This window comes from Bacillus sp. FSL W7-1085 (assembly GCF_038595035.1).
Lineage (GTDB): Bacteria > Bacillota > Bacilli > Bacillales > Bacillaceae > Bacillus > Bacillus altitudinis.
This window is the reverse complement of the sequence record NZ_CP152000.1, coordinates 3,171,454-3,195,316: the sequence shown is the minus strand read 5'-3', so window position 1 is coordinate 3,195,316 and position 23,863 is coordinate 3,171,454. Positions and strand designations below refer to the sequence as shown.

General features: G+C 42.0%; 21 protein-coding genes, 1 tRNA gene and 1 pseudogene. 18 read left to right on the top strand and 5 right to left on the bottom strand.

The window, feature by feature from the left end; genetic code table 11:
* The first annotated feature begins 117 nt into the window (after positions 1-117).
* The 9 genes from MKY11_RS16680 to MKY11_RS16640 all read left to right on the top strand — a co-directional run bounded on the left by MKY11_RS16680 (position 118) and on the right by MKY11_RS16640 (position 9,245).
* Positions 118-1,578, top strand: coding sequence for a tetratricopeptide repeat protein (locus MKY11_RS16680; protein ID WP_277519033.1), 1,461 nt, complete (start codon positions 118-120; stop codon positions 1,576-1,578).
* Positions 1,579-1,942: 364 nt separating this feature from the next.
* Positions 1,943-3,316: an NlpC/P60 family protein gene (locus tag MKY11_RS16675; protein WP_041091649.1), complete on the top strand. Its 1,374-nt coding sequence runs from the start codon at positions 1,943-1,945 to the stop codon at positions 3,314-3,316.
* Positions 3,317-3,550: 234 nt separating this feature from the next.
* Positions 3,551-4,501, top strand: coding sequence for a thioredoxin-disulfide reductase (gene trxB / locus MKY11_RS16670; protein ID WP_024719880.1), 951 nt, complete (start codon positions 3,551-3,553; stop codon positions 4,499-4,501).
* 357 nt (positions 4,502-4,858) lie between these two features.
* The gene (locus MKY11_RS16665) at positions 4,859-5,323 is read left to right on the top strand and encodes an 8-oxo-dGTP diphosphatase (protein ID WP_058336954.1); all 465 of its coding nucleotides are present in this window, start codon (positions 4,859-4,861) and stop codon (positions 5,321-5,323) included.
* Positions 5,324-5,362: 39 nt separating this feature from the next.
* Positions 5,363-6,250: an RNase adapter RapZ gene (gene rapZ / locus MKY11_RS16660; protein ID WP_205474768.1), complete on the top strand. Its 888-nt coding sequence runs from the start codon at positions 5,363-5,365 to the stop codon at positions 6,248-6,250.
* On the top strand, positions 6,251-7,210 hold the full coding sequence (locus MKY11_RS16655; protein WP_008348128.1) for a YvcK family protein: 960 nt from the start codon (positions 6,251-6,253) through the stop codon (positions 7,208-7,210).
* Positions 7,211-7,227: 17 nt separating this feature from the next.
* On the top strand, positions 7,228-8,178 hold the full coding sequence (gene whiA, locus MKY11_RS16650) for a DNA-binding protein WhiA (RefSeq protein ID WP_008348125.1): 951 nt from the start codon (positions 7,228-7,230) through the stop codon (positions 8,176-8,178).
* 26 nt (positions 8,179-8,204) lie between these two features.
* A complete protein-coding gene (locus MKY11_RS16645) occupies positions 8,205-8,462 on the top strand; it encodes an HPr family phosphocarrier protein (RefSeq protein ID WP_008348124.1) in 258 nt (85 codons plus the stop codon).
* A gap of 39 nt (positions 8,463-8,501) precedes the next feature.
* Positions 8,502-9,245: an arylamine N-acetyltransferase gene (locus MKY11_RS16640; protein ID WP_342501623.1), complete on the top strand. Its 744-nt coding sequence runs from the start codon at positions 8,502-8,504 to the stop codon at positions 9,243-9,245.
* A gap of 51 nt (positions 9,246-9,296) precedes the next feature.
* Here MKY11_RS16640 and MKY11_RS16635 read toward each other — a convergent pair.
* Positions 9,297-9,623, bottom strand: a pseudogene (locus MKY11_RS16635) (ribonuclease); the annotation flags it as partial.
* Positions 9,624-9,965: 342 nt separating this feature from the next.
* Complete coding sequence (locus MKY11_RS16630) at positions 9,966-10,943, bottom strand: D-glycerate dehydrogenase (RefSeq protein ID WP_041508114.1); 978 nt, start codon at positions 10,941-10,943, stop codon at positions 9,966-9,968.
* A gap of 563 nt (positions 10,944-11,506) precedes the next feature.
* On the opposite strand from MKY11_RS16630, the gene MKY11_RS16625 reads away from it, so the two are divergent.
* On the top strand, positions 11,507-12,088 hold the full coding sequence (locus tag MKY11_RS16625) for a carbonic anhydrase (RefSeq protein WP_342501622.1): 582 nt from the start codon (positions 11,507-11,509) through the stop codon (positions 12,086-12,088).
* Positions 12,089-12,125: 37 nt separating this feature from the next.
* The gene (locus MKY11_RS16620) at positions 12,126-13,748 is read left to right on the top strand and encodes a SulP family inorganic anion transporter (protein WP_342501621.1); all 1,623 of its coding nucleotides are present in this window, start codon (positions 12,126-12,128) and stop codon (positions 13,746-13,748) included.
* Between the two features lie 29 nt (positions 13,749-13,777).
* Here the strand turns inward: MKY11_RS16620 and MKY11_RS16615 are convergent, their stop codons facing one another.
* Positions 13,778-14,119 (bottom strand): MazG-like family protein, encoded by a 342-nt coding sequence (locus MKY11_RS16615; RefSeq protein WP_017368102.1) that lies wholly within the window; start codon positions 14,117-14,119, stop codon positions 13,778-13,780.
* Between the two features lie 136 nt (positions 14,120-14,255).
* On the opposite strand from MKY11_RS16615, the gene MKY11_RS16610 reads away from it, so the two are divergent.
* Positions 14,256-14,834 (top strand): TIGR00730 family Rossman fold protein, encoded by a 579-nt coding sequence (locus MKY11_RS16610; RefSeq protein WP_342501620.1) that lies wholly within the window; start codon positions 14,256-14,258, stop codon positions 14,832-14,834.
* Positions 14,835-14,889: 55 nt separating this feature from the next.
* On the opposite strand, the gene clpP is transcribed toward MKY11_RS16610, so the two are convergent.
* Complete coding sequence (gene clpP / locus MKY11_RS16605; protein WP_024719872.1) at positions 14,890-15,486, bottom strand: ATP-dependent Clp endopeptidase proteolytic subunit ClpP; 597 nt, start codon at positions 15,484-15,486, stop codon at positions 14,890-14,892.
* A 253-nt stretch (positions 15,487-15,739) separates the two neighbouring features.
* Here clpP and MKY11_RS16600 point away from each other — a divergent pair.
* From MKY11_RS16600 to abc-f, 4 genes are all read left to right on the top strand, one after another.
* Positions 15,740-15,815: transfer RNA gene (locus tag MKY11_RS16600), tRNA-Arg, on the top strand.
* A 293-nt stretch (positions 15,816-16,108) separates the two neighbouring features.
* Positions 16,109-16,573, top strand: coding sequence for a DinB family protein (locus MKY11_RS16595; protein ID WP_058336952.1), 465 nt, complete (start codon positions 16,109-16,111; stop codon positions 16,571-16,573).
* Positions 16,574-16,937: 364 nt separating this feature from the next.
* The gene (locus tag MKY11_RS16590; RefSeq protein WP_160757986.1) at positions 16,938-18,104 is read left to right on the top strand and encodes a macrolide family glycosyltransferase; all 1,167 of its coding nucleotides are present in this window, start codon (positions 16,938-16,940) and stop codon (positions 18,102-18,104) included.
* Between the two features lie 396 nt (positions 18,105-18,500).
* The gene (abc-f, locus tag MKY11_RS16585; protein WP_342501619.1) at positions 18,501-20,060 is read left to right on the top strand and encodes an ABC-F type ribosomal protection protein; all 1,560 of its coding nucleotides are present in this window, start codon (positions 18,501-18,503) and stop codon (positions 20,058-20,060) included.
* Positions 20,061-20,077: 17 nt separating this feature from the next.
* Here the strand turns inward: abc-f and MKY11_RS16580 are convergent, their stop codons facing one another.
* Positions 20,078-21,487 (bottom strand): polysaccharide deacetylase family protein, encoded by a 1,410-nt coding sequence (locus MKY11_RS16580; RefSeq protein ID WP_327854960.1) that lies wholly within the window; start codon positions 21,485-21,487, stop codon positions 20,078-20,080.
* A 334-nt stretch (positions 21,488-21,821) separates the two neighbouring features.
* On the opposite strand from MKY11_RS16580, the gene MKY11_RS16575 reads away from it, so the two are divergent.
* Together MKY11_RS16575 and MKY11_RS16570 are read left to right on the top strand one after the other, a co-directional pair.
* On the top strand, positions 21,822-22,850 hold the full coding sequence (locus MKY11_RS16575; RefSeq protein ID WP_025208011.1) for an iron ABC transporter permease: 1,029 nt from the start codon (positions 21,822-21,824) through the stop codon (positions 22,848-22,850).
* Positions 22,847-23,848, top strand: a complete 1,002-nt coding sequence (locus MKY11_RS16570; RefSeq protein ID WP_025208010.1) for an iron ABC transporter permease — start codon at positions 22,847-22,849, stop codon at positions 23,846-23,848. The genes MKY11_RS16575 and MKY11_RS16570 overlap by 4 nt, the downstream gene beginning before the upstream one ends.
* The last annotated feature ends 15 nt before the right edge of the window (positions 23,849-23,863 follow it).

Here is a 23,863-nt window from a genome sequence, read left to right as displayed (position 1 = left end):
TCCCCGGCTTTTTGCTTTTAAATGAAAAACAAATCCTTCCTTTCCTTTTGTTCTATGTGACGACTCATGAAGTATGTTATACTACACACGGTACACTGTTCGAAATGGAGGGTATCGGTGAGTAAATACACTTCTCAAAATAATCACACACAAGTCGTCCAGCTATTCCAAGATGGGCATTACTTTTTTCATAAAGGTCTAAAAGCATATAGAGAAAGAAATCTGTCTAGGGCAAGTAAGCTGATACAGCGGGCCATCGTACTTGAGCCTGAAAATGTAGAAATGCTGTCGCAGCTTGCCATTATTTATACTGAAATGGGTCATTACCAACAATCTAATGAACTGCTTGATTTTATCCTTGAACACTTGGATGAGAATATGTCAGAGTGTCACTACTTTAAAGCCAATAATTATGCGAATCTCGGTTTGTTTCAAGAGGCATATAGATGCGCCACTGCTTATGCTGCGCTGGAAGAAGACGGGGAATTTGCAGATGAAAATGACGATCTCCTCGATCTGCTTGATATGAGTGACGATGTTGATGAAGATTTTCCTTATGATCAGGATGATCTGATTGTAAAGCAGGATCAAGCCAACCATTTGCTAGAAAGCGGCAGGCTGGATGAAGCAATCGAGATGCTGGAACAGATGATTGTTGAGTATCCAGAGTTTTGGTCAGCGTATAATAATCTCGCTTTGGCCTATTTTTATTCTGGCCAAATCGATCAGGCAAAAGAAATGTTGAACCGGGTCCTTCATGAAAATCCCGGTAATCTGCATGCCCTTTGTAATCAGCTTGTTTTCTATCATTATGAAAAAGAAGAAGAAAAGGTCAATCTGTTAGCGAAGCAATTAACGCACGTGTATCCAATATTAAGTGAACAGCGTTATAAGCTTGGCGCGACATTTGCCCTTGTTGGAGAATTTGAATGGGCATTTAAATGGCTTTATTCTTTGTATAAAACAGGTTTCCAAGGTGATAGTACGTTTTTATACTGGCTGGCAAGTGCAGCCTATTATACGGGCCACAAAACGCTGGCGCAAACCGTCTGGGATAAGATGGTGGAAGAAGATATTGATGCAGATGAAATCAAGCCGTGGCAAGATAAACCAGAGGAGTCTGAGCCAATGGTTTCAATTGAGGAACGACTCACTGCCTACTATGTTAGCAAACAAAAAGGTGAACGTGACGTCTTGCAATCTGTTCTTGATTCCCGCGCTGCGAAAACGGCCTTTGAACAGCAGTTTATTGAGTTACTTTTATTTGAAGATCAAATGGAAGAACGATCGTTTTCAGAAGATGCGGTCTTCGCAAAACAGGCGGCATCTGCTTTGGAAGAAGCGGTGCAGCCTGATAGCCACATGCCATATTTTTGGTTATTCCATATTATTCAGCAAGCACGCGCTTCAGGCGTAGAGAAGAAAAATGCCATTGCATGGGCAGCAGCTTCTTATTATCTATGGATGAATGAACAAGAAGAATCAGCTGTCAGCAAAAAAGAGATCTCAGCTTCTTTTCAGATCAGCGTTCAAACGCTGTCAAAATATGAGGATATTATTTGTGCGTTCATGGTTTGAATAGGTAAATAGATTCAGATAACAGCAGCATGGCCGAAAAGGTCATGCTTTTTTCTTGGATAAAAAGGTGGGATTTGCTAGGATTTGGCGAAGTATGACAATCTCGACATCTATTTGAAACATAAATGTAATAAAAATATTAGCTCATTTTGTCGATGTGTCATGTATAATGAAACTCGTGGATTAAAACAAAGACATATATTTAAATATTTTACTATACATAATGCAACACCTAGTGATAGAAACAATCTGGTCAACATCTGACTGAATCATCAGGAAGAAAGACACAGGAAGCACAGATTGGTCGCAGAGAATTTGCTGCTTTCTCATGTCGCTTGGGAAATTGTCAAAGGAGGAACTATACGTGAAAAAGTTTATTACTTTCGGTTTAGCTTCGGTGATTGGAGCGAGCGGTTTATTTATTCCATTTACTCATGAAGCAAATGCACAGAACTTTGAACAAAAGAAACAAGAACTAGACAGCAAGCAGTCAGAGGTAAACAAGAATCTTCAAAAGAAAAAAGAAGAGCTTTCAAAGCTTGAGGCAAAACAAGAGGCACTTGCGCTAAAGCTAAAAGAAATTGACGAAAAAGCTTTAAAAACAAGTGATCAAATCGAAGAAAAACAAAAAGAAAACGAAAAAACAAAAAAAGAAATCAAAGCACTGAAAAAAGAAATTGCTGATACAGAAAAACGTATCGAAGAAAGAAACGAATTCTTGAAAAAGCGTGTACGTGCGCTTCAAGAAAGCGGTGGTTCTACGAAATACATAGATGTATTACTAGGAGCAAAAAGCTTTAGCGATTTCATCAGCCGTGCAGGTGCTGTATCTACATTAATCAACGCAGACAGCGAAATCATTAAAGAACAAGAAAGAGACAAAGCAGAATTACAAAAGTCTGAAAACGAATTAAATACAAAGCTTGAAGATGTTCAAAAGACGCTTGCAAAGCTTGAAACACTTCAAACAGACTTAAATAAACAGCTTGATGAGAAAGACAAGCTATTCAAGCAAGTGAAAAAGCAAAAAGGAAGTGCTTCTTCTCAAATCAGCGAGTTAAACACTGAGGCAAACAGCATTGCATCTGAAAAAGACGCAACAATCGCTGCTCAAAAACAAGCTGAAAAAGAAGCAAGAGAAGCTGCTCAAAAAGCAAAAGAAGAAAAAGCACAAAAACAACAGCAGCGTCAAGCTAGTGTTCAAGCAGAAGACAACAGCTCTAATAACGACAGCGGTTCTTCTTCAAATAACAGTGGATCTTCAAATAACAATAGCAGCAGTTCACCAAGCAAAAAGCCATCTTCTGGCGGTGGATCACCTGTCAGCAATAACGTAGGCGGTATCGAAGGTGCAATCAGCACAGGTTCTACGATTGTAGGACAATCTCCATATAAATGGGGCGGCGGCAGATCACAAGCCGATATTGACGCACGTCGTTTTGACTGTTCTTCATTCGTTCGCTGGGCATTTGCTTCAGCAGGCATCAACCTTGGACCAGTTGGCGGTACAACAACAGATACGCTTGTAGGTAAAGGAAGAGCTGTAAGTGCATCTGACATGAAACGCGGAGACCTTGTGTTCTTTGATACGTATAAAGTAAATGGACACGTTGGTATTTACTTAGGAAACGGTACATTCTTGAACGATAATAGCTCTCGCGGTGTTTCAGTTGACTCTATGAGCAACGTTTACTGGAAAAAAGCATTCAATGGCGTTGTAAGAAGAGTCGTTGAATAAATCATTACTTACTATATAACCGTAAACAGGCTTCCTTAAACAGCAGTTTAAGGAAGCTTTTTCTTTTTTTGAAGATATGAGCAAATGATTCGCTTATTACCCGCAGATTTAATAGGATATGGGTAAGGAATAAAAGCTAAGAGTGGAAATGATGCTCTCTGTCATGAATGGAAGCATCACCCAAGGGCATTCTAATAAGAAATGCTAGCAGCAATTGAAGAGGGAGTGACAGTTGTGTCAGAAGAAAAAATCTACGATACGATCATCATTGGAGCGGGTCCTGCCGGAATGACAGCCGCTGTTTATACATCACGGGGAAATCTTTCAACACTGATGATTGAAAGAGGAATTCCAGGCGGCCAAATGGCGAATACGGAAGATGTCGAGAACTATCCGGGCTTTGAAAGCATCTTAGGGCCGGAACTTTCAAATAAAATGTTTGAGCATGCAAAGAAATTCGGTGCCGAGTATGCGTATGGCGATATTAAAGAAATTGTAGATGGTGAAGAGTACAAAATCGTCAAAGCTGGTTCCAAAGAATACAAAGGACGCTCTGTCATTATTGCGGCAGGTGCTGAATACAAAAAAATCGGTGCACCAGGCGAAAAAGAACTTGGCGGCCGCGGCGTATCATACTGCGCGGTATGTGATGGAGCCTTCTTTAAAAACAAAGAGCTTGTCGTGATTGGCGGAGGAGACTCAGCAGTAGAAGAGGGTGTTTACCTCACTCGCTTTGCATCTAAAGTCACTATTGTCCATAGACGCGACAAACTGCGTGCCCAAAGCATCTTACAAGCACGTGCATTTGATAATGAAAAAATCGACTTTATGTGGAACAAAACCGTCAAAGAAATCAATGAAGAGAACGGGAAAGTCGGCAGTGTGACATTAATTGATACCGTGACAGGTGAGGAAGAAGACTTCAAAACAGATGGCGTCTTTATCTACATCGGTATGCTGCCGCTGTCTAAACCATTTGAAAATCTAGGGATTACAAATGCAGAGGGCTACATTGAGACGAACGAAAGAATGGAAACAAAAGTTGAAGGAATCTTCGCAGCTGGTGACATTCGTGAGAAAACCCTTCGTCAAATCGTCACAGCAACAGGTGATGGAAGTATTGCAGCACAGAGTGCACAGCATTATGTAGAAGAGCTTGCTGAAAAGCTAAAAGCAATGAAATAAACAGCTGTCGTAAATCCTTAATATTGCGTCACGGGCTTTTAACTGGAATGTAACACGGGTGAAACAATTATCCGTTATGATGAAACTAGTAATTGACCCCCTTTTATAAGGAATACATGTTTGGCACGGATGTGAATCCGTGTCCTTTTTTTTGCTTAAAATCAGAAATTCACGAGATGTTCACAAATGACGCATGGAGAACCGTTAGATGTTGTAAAATAAAGAATAGAGAAAGTGCCCGTCACCATATTCATACGAAAACCTGTCTGTTTTCAGTGAAGAACGGGCATGTTCATTGTGGGAGTCATGATGAACCTGTATAATAAGAAAAAGACATAAAAGAGTAGGTGACAGCTGATGCAACGAGTAACCAATTGTGTGCTGCATCACGATGATCAAGTTCTCTTGCTGCAAAAGCCAAGACGAGGCTGGTGGGTAGCACCTGGCGGCAAAATGGAGAGCGGAGAATCGGTCAAGGATTCAGTCGTTCGAGAATTTAGAGAAGAAACAGGCATTTATATTTTAAATCCGCAGCTAAAAGGCGTGTTTACCTTTATCATAAAAGAAGGCGATCAAATCGTTCAAGAGTGGATGATGTTCACCTTTATGGCAGATTCCTTTACAGGAAAAAACGTATCAGAGTCGGAGGAAGGCATTTTAAAATGGCATGATGTAAAAGATGTGCCTAGCTTGCCGATGGCTCCAGGAGATTCCCATATTCTTGACTTCATGTTGAAAGGGAAAGGACTTCTCCACGGCACTTTTACGTATACACCAGATTTTGAGCTGATTGCTTATCGATTAGATCCTCAAGGAGACTAATAAATGAACCGTTTTCATAAAGAAGGAGAGGGAGCAGGCATGAATACGCACAAACAAGATGATATTCAGCTTGTGATTATTACAGGAATGTCAGGTGCGGGGAAAACCGTTGCCATCCAAAGCTTTGAAGACTTAGGTTACTTTTGTGTGGATAACTTACCGCCATCACTTTTACCGAAGTTTCTAGAGCTCATGAAGGAATCCAATTCAAAGATGAGCAAGGTGGCCCTTGTGATGGATTTGCGCGGACGCGAATTCTTTGATAGCTTAATTGCTGCCTTAGATGAGATGAGTGATATCGGCTGGATCACACCAAGGATTCTATTTTTAGATGCAAACGATAAGGTGCTTGTCTCAAGATATAAAGAAACGAGACGTTCTCATCCCCTTGCGACAACAGGTTTGCCGCTCGAAGGAATTGAGATGGAACGCGATCTGTTAGAAGAGTTAAAAGGCCGGGCTCAAATGATTTTTGATACATCGGATTTAAAACCCAAACAGCTTCGAGAAAAAATTGTCGCACACTTTGCCACGAGCCAAGGGCAGGTGTTTACAGTGAATGTGATGTCCTTCGGTTTTAAATACGGTCTGCCGATTGATGCTGATCTTGTATTTGATGTGAGATTTCTGCCGAATCCTTACTATATTGAGAGCATGCGTCCACAGACCGGAAATGATGAAGAAGTACGCTCCTATGTCATGAAGTGGAGTGAAACGCAAAAGTTCACAGAGAAATTAATCGACCTTCTCAGCTTTATGCTACCGTCCTATAAACGAGAAGGAAAAAGCCAACTTGTTATTGCCATTGGCTGTACAGGTGGACAGCATCGATCTGTGACGCTAGCGAACTATTTAGCAGAGCATTTCAAAAATGATTACTATACACATGTCACTCACCGGGACATTGAAAAGAGAAGCAGAAAATAGATGACGACACTACCAAAGGTGGTCATTCTTGGCGGAGGCACTGGCTTATCTGTTTTACTTAGAGGATTAAAGACAAAGCCAGTGGACATTACCGCCATTGTGACGGTAGCTGATGATGGAGGCAGCTCAGGCAGACTGCGGCATGATTTGAATATTCCGCCTCCAGGCGATATTCGGAATGTCCTTGCAGCTCTCTCTGATGTTGAACCGCTTGTAGAAGACTTATTTCAGCACCGTTTTAATAAAGGGAATGACTTAACAGGCCACTCTCTCGGCAATCTCATTCTTGCGGCTATGACGAATATAACCGGTGATTTTTTTCATGCCGTCACAGAAATGAGCAAGGTCTTAAATGTGAGAGGAAAAGTATTGCCAGCAGCGAATTCAAGTGTTGTTCTTCATGCGGAATTAGAAAACGGGCAAGTGGTAACGGGAGAATCAAAAATCCCAACCTATGGTGAGCGAATTAAACGAGTGTTTCTCACACCCGATACGATTGAGCCGCTCCCAGAATCGATTCAAGTCATTCGTGAAGCCGACTTGATCGTCCTTGGACCTGGCAGCTTGTATACAAGTATCTTGCCAAACTTGCTTGTACCGCATATTGGCGAAGAAGTCATTCGTTCTAAGGCGAAAAAAGTCTATATTTGCAATGTCATGACACAGCCAGGGGAAACGCTTTCCTACAGTGCAGCTGATCATGTGCAGGCATTAAACGATCATATGGACCGACCATTTATCGATACGATATTTGTGAACAATAAAGAAATTCCAGAAGAAATCAAAGCAAAATATGCAGAAGAACAGGCGCAGCCTGTACAATTCGACACAGATGTACTCAAAGCCATGGGACTAGAAGTCATCCCTGGGGAAATCATTACATATGACCAGCATGTGATTCGTCATGATACGCTGAAAGTAGCCGCGCTGCTTGTCGATCTGCTGCATCAGAAAAAATAGGAATGGGGGTGGCAAGGATGTCATTTGCATCCGAAACAAAAAAAGAGCTGACTAATCTGGAAGTGAAGGACTGCTGCACAAAAGCAGAGCTTTCTGCCCTCATCCGTATGAACGGTTCATTATCTTTTTCTAATCGAAAATTGATTTTAGATATACAGACAGAGAACGCAGCCATTGCAAGACGTATTTATACCCTTTTGAAAAAGAAATACGATGTGACTGTCGAGCTGCTCGTTCGTAAAAAAATGAGATTAAAAAAGAATAATGTGTATATTGTCAGACTGGTAGAACGAGCGAAAACCATTTTAGAGGACCTAAAGATATTAGGTGAACAATTTGTATTTGAACGCAACATTTCAGAAGAACTTGTGAAGAAAAGATGCTGCAAGCGTTCCTATATGAGAGGTGCTTTTTTAGCAGGAGGTTCTGTGAATAATCCAGAAACCTCTTCGTATCACCTTGAGATTTTTTCACTATACAAAGAACATAATGATGCCCTATGTGAGCTCATGAATCAATTCCATCTTAACAGTAAAACACTTGAACGCAAAAAAGGCTTTATCACATACATGAAGGAAGCGGAGAAAATTACGGAATTCTTAAGTGTTGTGGGTGCTCATAACTCATTGCTTCGTTTTGAAGACGTGCGCATCGTCCGAGATATGAGGAATTCAGTGAACCGGCTCGTCAATTGTGAAACAGCAAACTTGAATAAAACGATCGGTGCCTCACTGCGCCAGGTTGAAAATATTCAATTCATTGACGAAAAGATTGGACTAGACGCCCTGCCAGATAAGCTGCGTGAAATTGCGCAACTGCGTATTGACTACCAAGAAGTCACATTAAAGGAACTTGGCGAAATGGTGGAAAGCGGCAAGATCAGCAAATCAGGCATTAATCACCGTTTAAGAAAGCTAGATCAAATTGCAGAACAATTAAGAAACGGACAAGCTGTTACACTCAAATAGGGAAATAAAAAAGGGAGGCAGATCATATGGTGGAAAAAACGGTCACAATTCAGCTGAAAACGGGTTTGCAGGCACGTCCGGCTGCTTTGTTCGTTCAAGAAGCCAATCGTTTTGGTGCTGATATTTTTCTAGAGAAAGATGGGAAAAAGGTCAATGCGAAGAGTATTATGGGACTGATGAGTCTTGCGATCAGCTCTGGGGTCACCGTCAAACTAATAGCTGATGGAGCAGATGAACAAGAAGCCATCGATGCGTTAACGGATTTTATCAATCAAGAAAACTGAGTCTCTTTCAAGGGCTCAGTTTTTTTAGGAGGGAAAGTTGTGATTCAATCAGCCTTTTTACAGAAAATTGGATACGAAGCCGCGTCCATTACGTTTGATCAATTACCGGATTTACTAAGGAAGATGGCTTATACCTTTCCTTTTGAAAATAGATCTGTGGTGGATAAACACGCCTATGCTTTGGATCAAGAAGGTTTGAAGCATCATCTTCTGGAAGGCAGCAGAGGTGGGCTTTGCTATGACCTCAATCCGCTCTTATATTATGTCTTAAAAGAGGCAGGTCTCGCCGTAAAGCTCGTTCAAGGGACCGTATATAACAAAGAAGCAGAGAAGTGGGCACTGGATGGGACGCATGTAGCCATCGTCCTTCAACATCACCATGAGCGCTACCTCATTGATGCAGGATTTGGTGTGAATTTACCCCTTCAGCCCGTCCCTTTTACAGGTGAATGGGTGGAAGCACAGTCCCTTCGTTTTCGCGTGAACGCAGAGGAAACAGAAAAAGGAACCCATCTACTCCAATTGGATAGGGGAGCAGGTGCTGAAACAGGTTATGCTTTCACATTAAAAGAAGTCGGTGAAGATACACTTGTGCAATTGCGGCATGAGATTTATGAAAATGAAGCCTCTCCTTTTAACAAAAGGCTGCTTGCATCCAAACTGACACCAACAGGTCGTGTGATCGTGACAGAGGATCATGTCACGATACATGAACAGGACGAAGTATCGAAGAAACCACTCTCACAACCGTTTGAAGAGTACGTACAAAAACTGCTTCCGTAAACAGTATGAAAAAAGACAGCCCTTTTGACTTAGGGCTGTCTTTTTCATTGATTAACGAATCCTCGTAAATGTCGCATAGTGATCGGTTGTTTTATAAATGAGCCAGTCACTTGAGTATACTAGGCGGTCAGCATTACGGAAACCGGAGACGTAGTTGATGTCGGCTTCACGCCATGTACGGCCACTAGCGGATGGAAGGCGTCCCTCCCGATTAGAGAATACGTCTCCACCGATGCTTTTGCCCGGCGCGACTTCAGCTAAATTTCCTTTTGATGCCACCCATCCGAGGGCGCTCGCTTGTGATTTGGTGATGTAATTATCAGGTAGTCGTTTATAGCGGATTAAGTAATCTGCTACACCATCAAAGGTATTAATGACGGCAAGGGTACGAAGGTCTGGTGCAAGCTGTACGGAAGCAGTCTCATTTGTGGCTGTTGGTGTAAGTGGTGTTTCTGCATGGACTTGCTGCGGGATAAATCCAGAAAACAGAATGGCAGCAATCAGAGCGAACAGAGTAAAAATCGAACTTATTTTTTTCATCTTGATCCTCCTCAAAAGGAAATGGGATGCCGTCCTCTTGATGCTTGTCTACCTCATATTATAGCACCGGCATATGAAGAGAATGTAAAGAATCAGGAGATTGGAAAAAATGAGGCTTTTTGACCTACTGTCTCTAGATGACGTAAACAAAAAGACGCAGTTCCCTGCGCCTTTTTTCAATTAAGATGAGGCAAGCTCCTTCACAATATCAACAGGGGCTTTGCCATCAATTCCATGAAGTACATTATGAATGGCTCGTTTCAGCATAAGGTCTCTTGTCGTTTCAGTAGCGGAACCGATATGCGGGGCAAGCGTGACATTGTCCATCTCCTTGAAAGGATGATCTTCCTGAAGCGGTTCTTGCTCATACACATCCAGACCAGCTCCTTTAATCCACCCTTCCTGCAGTGCTTGAATGAGACTTTTCTCATCGACGGTTTTTCCGCGGGAGATGTTCACGAATAAAGCTGTCGGCTTCATTAATTTCAATTCCCGCTCTCCTATCATATGGTACGTCTCATCCGTCAGTGGTGTGATTAACACAATGATATCAGCTTGCTTCAGCAAGTCATCCAGTGCGCAATATACAGCGCCATATGCCGATTCGGCTTTCTCGTTCCGGCTCCGGTTGTGATAGAGGACGTTCATATCAAAACCATGAGCGGCTCGTTTGGCTACTTGCTCACCGATTCGTCCCATCCCAATGATCCCAAGCGTTTGATGATGGACATCAATGCCGAATATGTCTTCTTCTTGAACAAATTTTGTCCATTTTCCCTCGCGGATAAAACGATCAAGCTCGGCAATTCTCCTCGCAGAAGAGAGAATGAGAGAAAAGGCAAGATCAGCAACGGTATGATCGAGTGTATAAGGCGTGTGCGTACCAATCACGCCTCTTTGTCTCATGGCTTCTAGATCAAAATTGTCATAGCCGACTGAATTATTGCTCACCACCTTGAGTTGGGGTGCATGATCTAATAAATCTTGATCAATTTTCGTACCAGATGTTAAAAGGCCATCAGCCTTCTGCAGCTTCTCAAATAATAGATCTCTTGGGATCGGGTCCTTTGACTGCCATACCTCGTATGTACAATGTTCCTTTAGCATGTCTTCAAAAGCGGCAGGTAAGGGTTTGGCGACAAAAATATGTGGTTTCATCATCAACTCGCTCCTTTCACATGGTCATCTTTCTCTTTTTATTATAAAGCAACCATTTTGGCAGTACACGTTTGAATATGAGCTACTCAATATTTAATATACTGAAATAACGGAAAAGGAGAGATTTTTATAGTGAAAGAGTAAATGACATGGCCCTCTGATGTCTTTTTACGATGTAGAAAAACGAGTGATTAGTAGATGAGTCATAGAAAAACGCTAGATGTTTCGAGAGATAATCTGACAAATTGGAAAAAAGATCGAGACTTTTTGATAGAAAATTTATTATATTTGCAGTGTATTAAACGGGATGGTCATTTTCTACTAAACCATTTCATCGTCTTTTGTTGAAATGAAAGCCATTGTTTGAAAGCAAAAGCCGCCTCTCCCCTGTGCTGAAGCGGAACAAAGAGCAAAATAGAGAAAATGCTTACATATTCTCTCATCGTTTTCTCATTTTTTTCTTTTTTTTCTATCATTTTTCTTCTCTATGCTTGAGAACACACAAGGGAAAAGGAGGCCAGGTAAGGTGTTACAATCACTTAAAAAAGATAGGAGATGACAGGATGGGATCAACATTAGAACAGATTCTTCAGCACAATGAAGACTTTGTGAAAGAGAGACAGTATGAGCCTTTCAAGGCGGGAAAATTTCCTGAGAAGAAATTGGTTATATTAACTTGCATGGACACACGCCTGTTGGAATTATTACCCCAATCCATGGGGCTTCGTAACGGTGATGCGAAGATCATTAAAAATGCAGGAGCCATCGTCACACATCTATTTGGCAGTGTCATGCGGAGTATTTTACTAGCCATTTATGAGCTGAAAGCAGAGGAAGTATGCATTGTCGGACATCATGAATGCGGAATGGCAGGCCTTGCGGCAGACCCTTTACTTGAAAAGGCAAAAGCACGGGGAATTGAGGAAAAGTGTTTGAGCATTGTGAAAAGCGCAGGTGTCGATTTAAAGGGCTGGCTGACAGGCTTTGATTCAGTGGAAGAGAGCGTAACTCAAAGTGTGAAATTAGTCAAAGAGCACCCGCTCATGCCAAGTGATGTAGCTGTTCATGGACTAGTGATTCATCCGGCAACAGGAAAGCTGGATGTCGTTATAAAAGATAAACAGATCGACCCGCAATATACCTAAATCATCTACACATACTTGAAGGAGGCCAACACATACCATGCGTTTTTATGGAAGATTTGAAGGTTATGATTCATCAAAGTTTAGACGCGATTTAATCGCTGGGCTTGTCGTGGGCGTTGTGGCAATTCCTTTAGGCATGGCTTTTGCCATTGCATCTGGTGTCGGACCAGAATATGGATTATACACAGTCATCGTTGCCGGCATTTTGATTTCATTGTTTGGTGGTTCAAAGTATCAGATCGGCGGACCGACCGGGGCATTTGTTCCAATTTTATTCGGGATCGTCAGCCAGTACGGTATCGAAAACTTACTCATTGCTGGTTTTATGGCAGGCTGTATGCTTGTATTATTCGGAATATTCAAACTAGGAAAGCTCATGAAATTTATTCCTCGTCCGGTTATCATCGGCTTTACTGCTGGCATTGCTGTCATTATTTTTTCAGGACAGATTGCCAACTTCCTCGGATTAAAGGGGGTTGAAAAGCATGAAAGCTTTTTCCTCAATATGAGAGAGATCGTGGTCCATCTCGGTACCGCAAACAGTCTCGCCATTCTCACAGCGATTGTTGGGCTCATCGTGATTTTGGCGGCGCAAAAATACATTCCCAAAATACCTGGTGCTCTATTAGGTCTACTCGTTTCAACATTTATAGCTGTTCTCTTTTTTCAAGGACAAGTTGAAACCATCGGCTCTGCATATGGCGAAATCCCTCGTCAGCTGCCAACTTTCGCTTTTCCTGAATTGACGATTGAAAAAATGATTTATTTGCTGCCGCCGGCTATTGTCATTGCACTTTTGGGCGGCGTGGAGTCCATCTTGTCCGCGATGGTTGCTGATAATATGAAAGGCTCAAAGCATGACAGCAACAAGGAGCTTGTCGGGCAAGGAATTGCCAATATGGCGGCACCGCTTTTCGGAGGGATCCCAGCGACTGGAGCGATTGCTCGTACGGCAACAAACATTAAAAATGGTGGAGCAAGCCCCATTTCAGGAGTCGTGCATGGTGTCGTCGTCTTGCTCATCTTAATGTTATTTGCACCATATGCATCGATGATTCCGCTTGCTGCCATGGCACCGATTTTGATGTTTGTGGCGTGGAATATGAGTGAGAAAAAAGAGTTTATCAATATTGTCAAAGTCAAAAATGCGGATTCCCTTGTGCTTGTCGTGACCTTCCTGCTAACGGTCATCGGTGATTTGATTATTGGGGTGACTGCAGGTCTCACTTTAGCGTTTATCGCCTTTATCAAAAAAATGAGCCAGACAACAAATATCCACACAAATGTCGCTGTTCCTCAAATCGAAACGGCGGCTGCCTTAGAAAGGGAGACCGATCAGAAAGGGATTAGTATGTATTCGATTGAAGGGCCACTCTTTTTCGGTACAACCGATTCATTGGAAAATTCGATTTTGGATCATGTTCAGACAAAGCCGAAAACACTCATTTTGCTTATGAACAAAGTGAATTATATGGACACCTCAGCAGAAGCGGTTCTGATGAACATTTCCAATCGATTAAAGCATCACAATGGAAAATTGATGATTGTAGGGCTTCAATCACAGCCAAAAGAGCTTTTGCATCGTACCGGTCTTTTCCATCACATTGGAAAGCAGCATTTCTTTGAACGAACGGATGATATTTCACCACAGCAGCTATAAAAGGGTAAAAAAAGCACGTGACATGTCGGTCACGTGCTTTTTACCTGCTCTTTTTCACTAGAAAACCGTTGTGTGAGTTTCTGTTGATGGGAAGAGAAGACCTCTTCTACTGTTACATCATAGAGATCAGCTAGAACAAGTAGATTTCCTAAGACATCTCCCATTTCTTCAATAAGGTCCTTTCTTAACGCGGCGTCCTCCTGTGTTTTCTCATCAGGTCGATCGCGTCCAATTTCGACTGCCCTGACTGCACGAGCGAGTTCTCCTGTTTCTTCCATCAGGAAACCTAACCTGATAAACGGCCCGTATTCTGTCCAATTTCTCATTTTGTAGAAATCTTTGATCCATTTTTCCATTTCAGTTGTTTGCATTCTCTTTATACAGCTCCTTATATGGTGTTCACCTTCTGATTTTACACTATATATAGATGGAGCGGCTGTTTCTTTACAATGAATTATAGTAGAATGAGTGGGTGAAGAAATCATAGAGAGAGATGGAGCTGTTTTGATGAAAACGATTTGTGTGTTTGCTGGTTCGAATCCAGGTGTGAATGACATCTACAAACAAAAAGCTGTCGAGTTAGGGGCTTATATGGCAGAGCAAGGGATCCGTCTTGTATACGGTGGCTCACGAATTGGCTTAATGGGCGCTATAGCGGATGAGGTATTAAAAAACGGCGGGCAAGTGATCGGAGTCATGCCAAAAGGGCTTTTTAGAGGAGAGGTTGTGCATCAAGAGCTCACTGAACTCATTGAAGTCAAAGGAATGCATGAACGAAAAGCGAAAATGAGCGAGCTGGCCGATGGGTTTATTGCCATGCCAGGTGGTTTTGGTACATATGAAGAATTATTTGAGGTGCTATGCTGGGCGCAAATTGGCATCCATCAAAAGCCAATCGGATTGTATCAAGTGAATCAGTATTTCAAACCGCTCCTCGACATGGTGACGTTCAGTGTACAGGAAGGTTTTTCGAATGAATCACACCTTCAATTGCTGCATGCCTCTGGAGAACCAGAAGAATTGATTTCACAGATGGCTTCCTATCAAATGCCGTCTCTTCAGCAGAAATGGACGGAGCTGTCTTAAAACAGATGCATAACAAAAAACCGCCTGTTCAAAGAGCAGACGGTTTGTTTTGTGATTATTTTTGTTCTTCTGAATTACGGGTCAAGACTTTGTCAATGAGTCCGTATTGAAGTGCTTCTTCCGCTGTTTTGAAGTTGTCACGATCTGTATCGCGCTCAATGACTTCAATTGGCTGACCAGTACGTTCAGCAAGTACTTGGTTCAGTTTATCGCGTAAAGAAAGGATTCGTTTTGCCGCAATTTCAATTTCTGTTGCTTGACCTTGCGCACCACCTAGTGGTTGGTGAATCATCACTTCACTATTTGGAAGGGCATAACGCTTACCTTTTTCACCAGCAGCAAGCAGGAACGCACCCATAGATGCAGCCATACCAATACAAATAGTTGATACCTTTGGTTTAATAAATTGCATCGTATCGTAAATGGCCATACCAGCTGTGATCGAACCGCCAGGGCTGTTAATGTAGATAGAAATATCTTTTTCTGGATCCTCGGCTTCTAAGAAGAGAAGCTGTGATACGATGGAGTTGGCAACATTGTCATCGATCGCAGAACCAAGCATGATAATACGGTCTTTTAAAAGACGAGAATAAATGTCGTAAGCTCTTTCCCCACGATTTGTTTGCTCAATGACTGTAGGTATTAAATTCATAATGTTCCTCCTTCAACTTTTAGGTAAGTATGTAATTCAATGATACATTTTTGGTCAATAAAGGTCAAACAAAACGCTGACCTAAAATCAAATACCCCTATCCATTTTCCCCAAAACTCTTCCACTTCAAACCATCATATGAGTATATGTATGGGAATGAAGAAAATGCATCGACAGGGATAGCGATTAATCATTGCTTTCTTGCAGCATTTCCCTTATAATTTGATATGCTGACGTTCAAAAAACATATCGTGCGCTCGTAGCTCAGTTGGATAGAGCGGTGGTTTCCGGTACCACGTCTGCCGGGGGTTCGAATCCCTCCGAGCGCGTCTATAGTATCCGATGGATCATTTATGAAAGAACTTGAAAACCCTTTGAAATAAAGGGTTTTTTTGTTTTTTTATGAGTGGTATTGTGTGAGTGAATTGAGAGAAACTTCACTATTTATTAGAGAGTTCATTTTGTATCGAAAAACACAGATTAATATTGTTAAAAAGACAAATTTTCTTGATGATAGGTAATCAAGTAAACTTAATCTATTATTGGAGTATAAAGTCAGTTCATCAATATTCTAAAAGCTTGTTCAACGAAAAGGGCAAAATTCATTCATAAGGAGGCACTAATGAATTGTGAAAGTGTTTTACATCAAATTGAAGTAGCTGTTAAAACATTGATAAAAATAGTAAGTCAATTAGAAGAAGCTGATTTACAAAAAAGACCAACACCTCATAAGCAGTCTATCGGAGAGTTGCTGGAACACATTGCGATCATTTGTGAAGCTGACTGGCGTATTGCAAATGAGGCGACCCAAGAAGAGATGGAAACATTTTATGCTAATGTATCATATAAAACTGTAAAGTCGATAGAAAAAGGCTTAATGACTAATTTCCATTCATTAAAAAATAATTATATGAAATTATCGGACACAGAACTACTGTCTCGTACCACTTCCTATTGGGGTGTGACATATACAAGGTATGAATGGTTGTTAGAGATATTAGCACATGTTTATCATCATAGGGGACAATTACATGCTATGCTTGTTCACTGTTACAATCAAGACCCCAAAATTTTAATGTTTGAATGATGTTTTTCGACTAAAGGGTGTTTTTTTGTAAGAAGCACCGAATCCTGATATCACAGGCAGTGGTGTATGGAAGAAAAATAAAGCAGTAAAACAAGGACATGTTCTAACCTATTCAATCAAAGAATTTATCTATGCTGATCCAATCTCAATTGAAAAACAGTCTGCTGCGTTTAAACAAATGCTGCTCAAAAATTAATAGAAAAAAGACAAAGCACTTAAAAAGGAGGCTTTGTCTTTTTTTCTGCTATCCTCTTAAAAATACTAGCCCTAAGACTCATTTATCCCCTTTTCAGGCGTATTTGTTGAGCCCGATCACTGTATAAGATTAACATGGAAGGGAATTGACAATAAGGAGGGGATTCTTGTGGCGAAGGTTTTAATGATTACGTTCCCAGCTGAAGGACATGTGAACCCAATGTTAGGGATGATTAGAGCATTTGTTGATCGAGGTGATGAAGTGCATGTGGTCACAACTGAACATTATCAAAAACGGATCAAACGCTTAGGCGCTCACATACATATACATCCAGATTATATTCGGACATTAAGTGTGGAGGAAGACGATTTGGAGTCCATGCAGCCATTTTTTCATGCCATGCTACAAACGTCATTAGACATTTTAGAAGTGGTGGAAACTCTTTCTCAACAGCATTCATTTGATTTGGTCTATTTTGATATGTTTGGAGCAGGTGAGCTTGTGCGGGATTACTTACAGATTCCAGGCATCGGTTCGAATCCTTCTTTTGTGCTGCAGGAGGCGCATTTTGATACACCTCTATACAGAAAAGATGAGAAGGCGGCTCATCTGTTAGAAGAAATACATGAACGTTTTGGCGTTCAGCCAAAGCATTTGATGCAATTCATGAAAAACCGCGGAGAACTGAATATGGTGTATACAAGTGAATATTTTCAGCCGTCTGTTGATGCATTGGATGATTCGTTTGTTTTCATTGGACCGAGTTTTCTAAAACGTGCTGACCAGCACGATTTCCCTTTAGAAGCGCTTGAGCGGGAGAAGGTTGTCTTTATTTCAATGGGAACGGTTCTTGGAGATACTGAAGCATTCTTTAATATGTGTATTGATGCCTTTGCCGACTTTGATGGAAAAGTGATTCTCGCAACTGGTGAAAAAATCGACATGTCTCTCCTAAAAGAAGCGCCATCTCATTTTCTCATCGAGCCTTATGTGCCGCAGCTTGAAGTCCTTGAACTGACAGATGTGTTTGTGACCCACGGCGGGATGAACAGTGTCAATGAAGGTATTCATTATCATGTTCCAATGGTTGTCATCCCGGTTGACAAAGATCAGCCGATGGTGGCAAAAAGACTGACGGATCTCTCTGCTGCTCGTGCACTCGATAAAGACCAACTGACAGCAAGGCAGTTGAGAGATACTGTAGAGAGTGTACTCGGAAGTGACACCTACCGTGCTGGGATTGAAAAGATTGAAGAAAGTTTTCAAACAGCAGGTGGAACAGAAAAAGCATTACGTGTCATTGATCAGTTTATGCAAGCGAAACAGATGCAATAGGTAAGGTGTTTACCCAAGTTGGCCAGCCTGTCTTAATAGGAAACCTACTTGACAAAAAATAACCAATCTTTTATCGTATACGTAATAAACGACGGAAGGGTGACCCAATGCAATGAAGTACTAATCCTATGACCTGTAAGCAAAATGAAAGAACGAAGGCAGTGAGCAAACGATATGTGTTGCTATGTTTGCTGCGTTTTCATTTTTTAGCTTCGGAATAGGATGGTACAGCTTGGGAATCAAAGATTGAAGTGATGGATACGGGGGATATGTGTGCTCATTTGATGAACCGCATGTCATTCTGTATCGATACGCTTATTTTTGTACACCATTTTGCCTCCTATTCTGAGAATGGGAGGCTTTTTCATGTCTCCTGATACGAAAGGAGAGGGTTGGATGTTACTGAGAGCCCACCAATTAAAAGTATTTCGAAAGGATCGTTTGTTATTTGATATAGAGGAGCTTGCCATTCATCAAGGGGACCGAATCGGCCTTGTAGGGACAAATGGCAGTGGGAAAACGACATTGCTCCATGTACTAGCGGGGAGGGAAAAACCAGACAGCGGCACATTTGCACACACTACAACTTGTACGCTGCTTCCTCAACTAAAGACAGGAGATGGCAGACAAAGTGGCGGAGAGATGACACAAGCTTATATTGAAAGAGCTTTAAGCCGGCCTTCTGCCCTTTTATTAGCCGATGAACCCACGACTCATTTAGATACGGAGCATATTGAGTGGCTAGAAGAAAAGCTTCGTCATCATCAAGGTGCTCTGATTGTCGTCTCGCATGACCGTGCTTTTTTAGATGCGTTATGTACAGACATTTGGGAATTGGAAGATGGGAAGCTCAAACTATACAAAGGCAACTACAGCGATTTTGCCCGGCAAAAAGAACTCGAACATCGCCAGCACGTGGAGGCGTACGAGGTGTATACCCAAAAGAAAAAACAGTTAGAACATGCACTGCAAAAGAAAATGAAAAAAGCCGACAAAGCGACAAAGCCATCTCCAAAGCTGAAATCCTCGGGGCCTAAAATTGCGAAGCCTTATTATGCAAACAAGCAAAAAAAGCTTCAAAAAACAGCCAAATCTATTGAAACAAGAATGGAGAAATTAGAAAAGGTGGAGAAGGTAAAGGAAGTCCAGCCTCTTCAAATGACGCAGCACACCATGAAGGAAGTGGCAAGCCGCTCCATTTTTCGTGTCGAACATGTAGATGGCATGGCAGGAGATAAAGTCCTTTGGAAAAAGGCGAATGTTGAAGTGAGAGGCGGAGACAAAGTCGCGATCATTGGGAAGAATGGGAGCGGTAAAACGACATTTCTCCGAATGCTTGTAAACGGACATCCTGGGATTTTTCGTTCAGAAGCCGTGAAGATTGGTTATTTCAGCCAAGATCTTTCAGGACTGAATCTAGATGAATCGATCTTACAAAATGCACTGGAACAGGCGATTCAAGATGAGACGATCGTTCGCACCGTTTTAGCGAGACTTGGGTTTCGGGGAGACGATGTGTATAAGCTGACGAACGTATTAAGCGGCGGGGAACGGGTGAAGACGATGCTTGCAAAGTTGCTCGTCAGTGATGCCAATGTTCTGATGCTTGATGAACCGACGAACTTTTTAGACCTTGCGGCAGTAGAAGCGCTTGAAGGACTTTTAAAAGATTACCCGGGCACGATTGTGTTTGTCTCCCACGACAGGAGGCTCATTGAGCAGGTGGCTACTCGTATTCTTCATGTGCACGAGGGTACCATTGAACGCTTTGATGGCACCTATGAAGAATATAAACAAAAGGAAGAAAAGCCAGCTGCTACAAAGAAAGAAGAAGAGCTCTTGCTGATTGATATGCAGCTGTCTGAAGTGCTCAGTCGTTTAAGCATCGAGCCTTCTCATGAGCTTGAAGAGACGTTTCAAGCATTGTTAAAAAGAAAGAAGTTGTTAGAGTCATAAAAAAAAAGCCCCTGTGTTTACTGCACAGGGGTCTGTTCGTTTCGTTCTTTTTTCAATTGTTCAAGTTCGCTGACTGTGACAAGCTGGTAGCCTTGTTTGGTGAGTTCATGTATGATCTTCACTGCTGCTCGAGCAGAGCTGTCATAAATATCGTGCATGAGTACGGTTTTGCCATCTGCTGCATGTGAGAGAACATGGTTTGTGATCTGCTGGCTGTTGCGAATTTTCCAGTCTTCAGGATCGACATCCCACAATGAAACGTTCATGCCAACCGCTTGATTGATGTCAGGATTTGTTCCTCCATATGGCGGTCTAAAGTGCGTAGGAGTATAACCGCTGGCCTTTTCAATCAGCTTCTGCGTGTCTTTTACTTGTTTGACCGCTTCTTTTAGAGGGAGTCTCGTTAATAAAGGATGGTTATATGAATGGTTTCCGATCTCATTTCCGCCCTTTAAAATGTCGGCAAGCATTCCAGGATAATACTGAACCCTGCTTCCTAATACGAAAAAGGTGGCGTGTCCTTTATTTTCCTTCAGCGCTGCTAAAATGGTTGACGTTGTGGCTGGGTTTGGACCATCATCAAATGTGAGTGCGATGGCTTTTTTATTCGGATCAAGCTTTGGCTTTTGCGGCAGCTTGACCGCTTTTCTTTTTGGATTCGGTTCTTTGATTTCATTCTGATTTTTGGTCTTATTCATATATTCCGGCTTCAAGATATCTTTTAGCAACGTCTTTTTGATCGCCAGCGTTTGCGGACCTAAGTCCTTTGCGGCTACTTGAGAAGCTGGGAAATAGAACTCTATATATTTCTCTTTTAAGGCGAATTGACTGAAGTTTTGATCAGTAGGGGCTGTTCCTTTTTGAAGGAGTGATAGATCCTTAGATAAGGTTTTATCTTTTTTAAGCTCCGTGTATGTAATATAGGATAATTTTTTCAAATAGTCCTTTTTTGGTTGAAATAAATCTTTTGTGTCAAGAAAGTCTTTTTTCTGAAAATCGAAATTGATTGTGACGTGATGAGTGGTCCCATTTTGCTGACCTGTATACGTGTAGGTCGTAAAATAAATGGCCGCAGATTGTTTTGCATAGTGCACCATGTCATAGTCAATATTCAGTTCAAACCGTTTGTTTTCATCAATGTCCTTTGCTTCACTAAATGTCTTTTTGAAATGCTCTAATGCTGAATTCGCAAAGCTTTGAATCTTGTCATCTAGCTTTTTTTGATGAAAAAGTGGATAGTTCACCGCATATCTCATAAACTTCCCGTCATTTACAAGAGTGACAATTTCAACATTTTTATAATTCGTATCCTGCTTCACATTTTTCTTCTCTGTACCGCTTGCTTGCTGATTTTGAAAGAATGCAACTGCTCCAATGACGATGGCAAGCGCAAATAGGATGATACTCCATTTTCCCTTTACTGACACAACTTTCAATTCTCCTCTCATGACGGGTCATTCTTTATTCCTTTGACATCTGTTTGTAATATTTTTATAACATTTGACTTACTTTTGTAATTTTAGGGGATTTTCATGCGGAATGTCAACTATTTTCCTATTAAAATACTGTAAAAATTGATAGGTCTTTCAGAACGAGAAAAAGCAGAAGAAAAGAATTCTCTTATTTGCCGTCTACACATACCTTCAATAATTAAAAAAATGAGCCGTACATTGATTTTTCAGAGGCTGACGGCTATAATTTTGATGATTATGATTCTCATTTTCAAACTGACTTTTAATGAAGAAAAGGATGACACCGATTTTGCCGGATAAGCGAACATCTCAACAAAAACGATCATCACCTATTTTGTTCTTTTTATTGTTTTTTCTCGCTGTCATTGGTTTATTGGCAGCTATGTTTTTGGCTGTTTCATACGGTGCAAAGTCATTGTCTTTGCAAACGGTCTGGACAGCTGTGTTTGACTATCAGTCGCATGTGACAGAGCAGCAGATCATTCATGAATTAAGGCTTCCTCGTGTGCTAGGAGCTGCGCTTGTTGGAGCGGCGTTTGCTGTGGCAGGTGCGCTCATGCAAGGCATTACAAGAAATCCGCTGGCAGATGCGGGGATATTAGGCATTAACGGCGGTGCGATGTTTGTAGTCGCTCTCTGTTTTGCTTTTTTTCCAGGAATGCCTTATTCGGCATTGATGTTATTTTCTTTTTTTGGTGCCGTTCTCAGTACACTGCTGATCTTTGCCATTGGGGCGGCTGGCGGCGTGCTGACTCCACTTCGGCTCACTGTAGCTGGAGCTGTTGTTGCCGCATTGCTGCATGCGCTAAGCTCAGGTATCGCCATTTACTTTGATCTCAGTCAGGATCTGGCTTTTTGGTATGCAGGGGGTGTGGCAGGTGTCAAATGGCCGCAGCTGATGATCCTTGCTCCAGTCATTCTCATTGTCATCGTTTGGGCGATGTTATTAGGACGATCCCTCTCGTTATTATCACTTGGTGAAGATGTAGCTGCGAATTTAGGGGTGAAAACCCGGCAAGTGCGAATACTAGGTATGGCAGCTGCGGTTCTGTTGGCAGGCGTTTCTGTATCGGCGGTTGGGTCTATTGGGTTTGTCGGGCTTGTCATTCCGCATATTGCACGAAAGCTGGTTGGGGTCAATTATCGTTTCGTCATTCCGATGTCAGCGATTTTAGGCGCAATGCTTCTCGTCTTCGCTGATCTTGCCAGCCGGACAGTAAATCCGCCAAGAGAGCTTGCCATTGGCGTCATGGTGGCACTTGTTGGTGTTCCTTTCTTCTTATATATTGCCAGAAAAGAAGGGAGGAACCTGTCATGAAAGAGAAACGGCGTGCTCTTGTCGTGACAGCCGTTTTGCTTTGTCTGAGTGCGGCTGTCGTGCTGTATAGTTTAAATACCGGCACGCTGAAACTCAGTCCTCTCGTTGTCGTCAAAACGTTATTTGGCTTTGGAGATTTCCAAAGTGAGACGGTGCTGTTTGATTATCGTCTGCCTCGAATCGTCGTGACGATACTAGCTGGAATAGGTCTAGGTATCGCAGGTGGCATTTTGCAGAGTTTATCCCGCAATCCACTGGCTGACCCTGGGATTATTGGTCTGAATGCAGGAGCCGCATTCGGCTTAATCATCTTTGTGACGTATTTTCACGTACTAGAAGGAAATCCATCTTTACTCATTCCGCTCTTTACGTTTGGTGGAGGTCTACTTGCGGCGGCAGTCATCGTTCTTCTTGCGTACGACAGGCATGAAGGGCTTGTGCCTATCCGGCTGATCCTTGTTGGAATTGCCGTAGCTGCGGGGTTTAGTGCATTGACGTTATATTTGTCATTGAAACTGGATGAAGATACATACACCTTCGCTTCAAGGTGGCTTGTGGGAAATGTATGGGGAAGAGACTGGATTCATGTGCTTGCGCTCCTACCTTGGATCGTATGTCTTGTCCCGCTTACGCTCATGCAGTCCAGCACACTCAATGCGTTAACGTTAGGTGATGCCGTCGCCTCAAGTGTAGGAGTACGTGTAGAGCGCAAACGACTTTTTCTTCTCACCTTAGCTGTTGGTCTAGCGAGTGCAAGTGTATCGATGACAGGCGGAATTGGTTTTATTGGCCTTGTTGCACCTCATTTGGCGAGGCGTCTTGTCGGCTCACTGCACCAATATTTTTTACCAGTGAGCGCTTTGCTTGGATTGTTGATTTTGGTCAGTGCTGATACACTCGGACGTTCCATATTTGCCCCAAATGCCATCCCAGCAGGTGTGGTTGTGGCTTTTATCGGAGCACCTTATTTTCTCTATTTACTAACAAAAACAAAATAAGAAAGAGGAACTCAT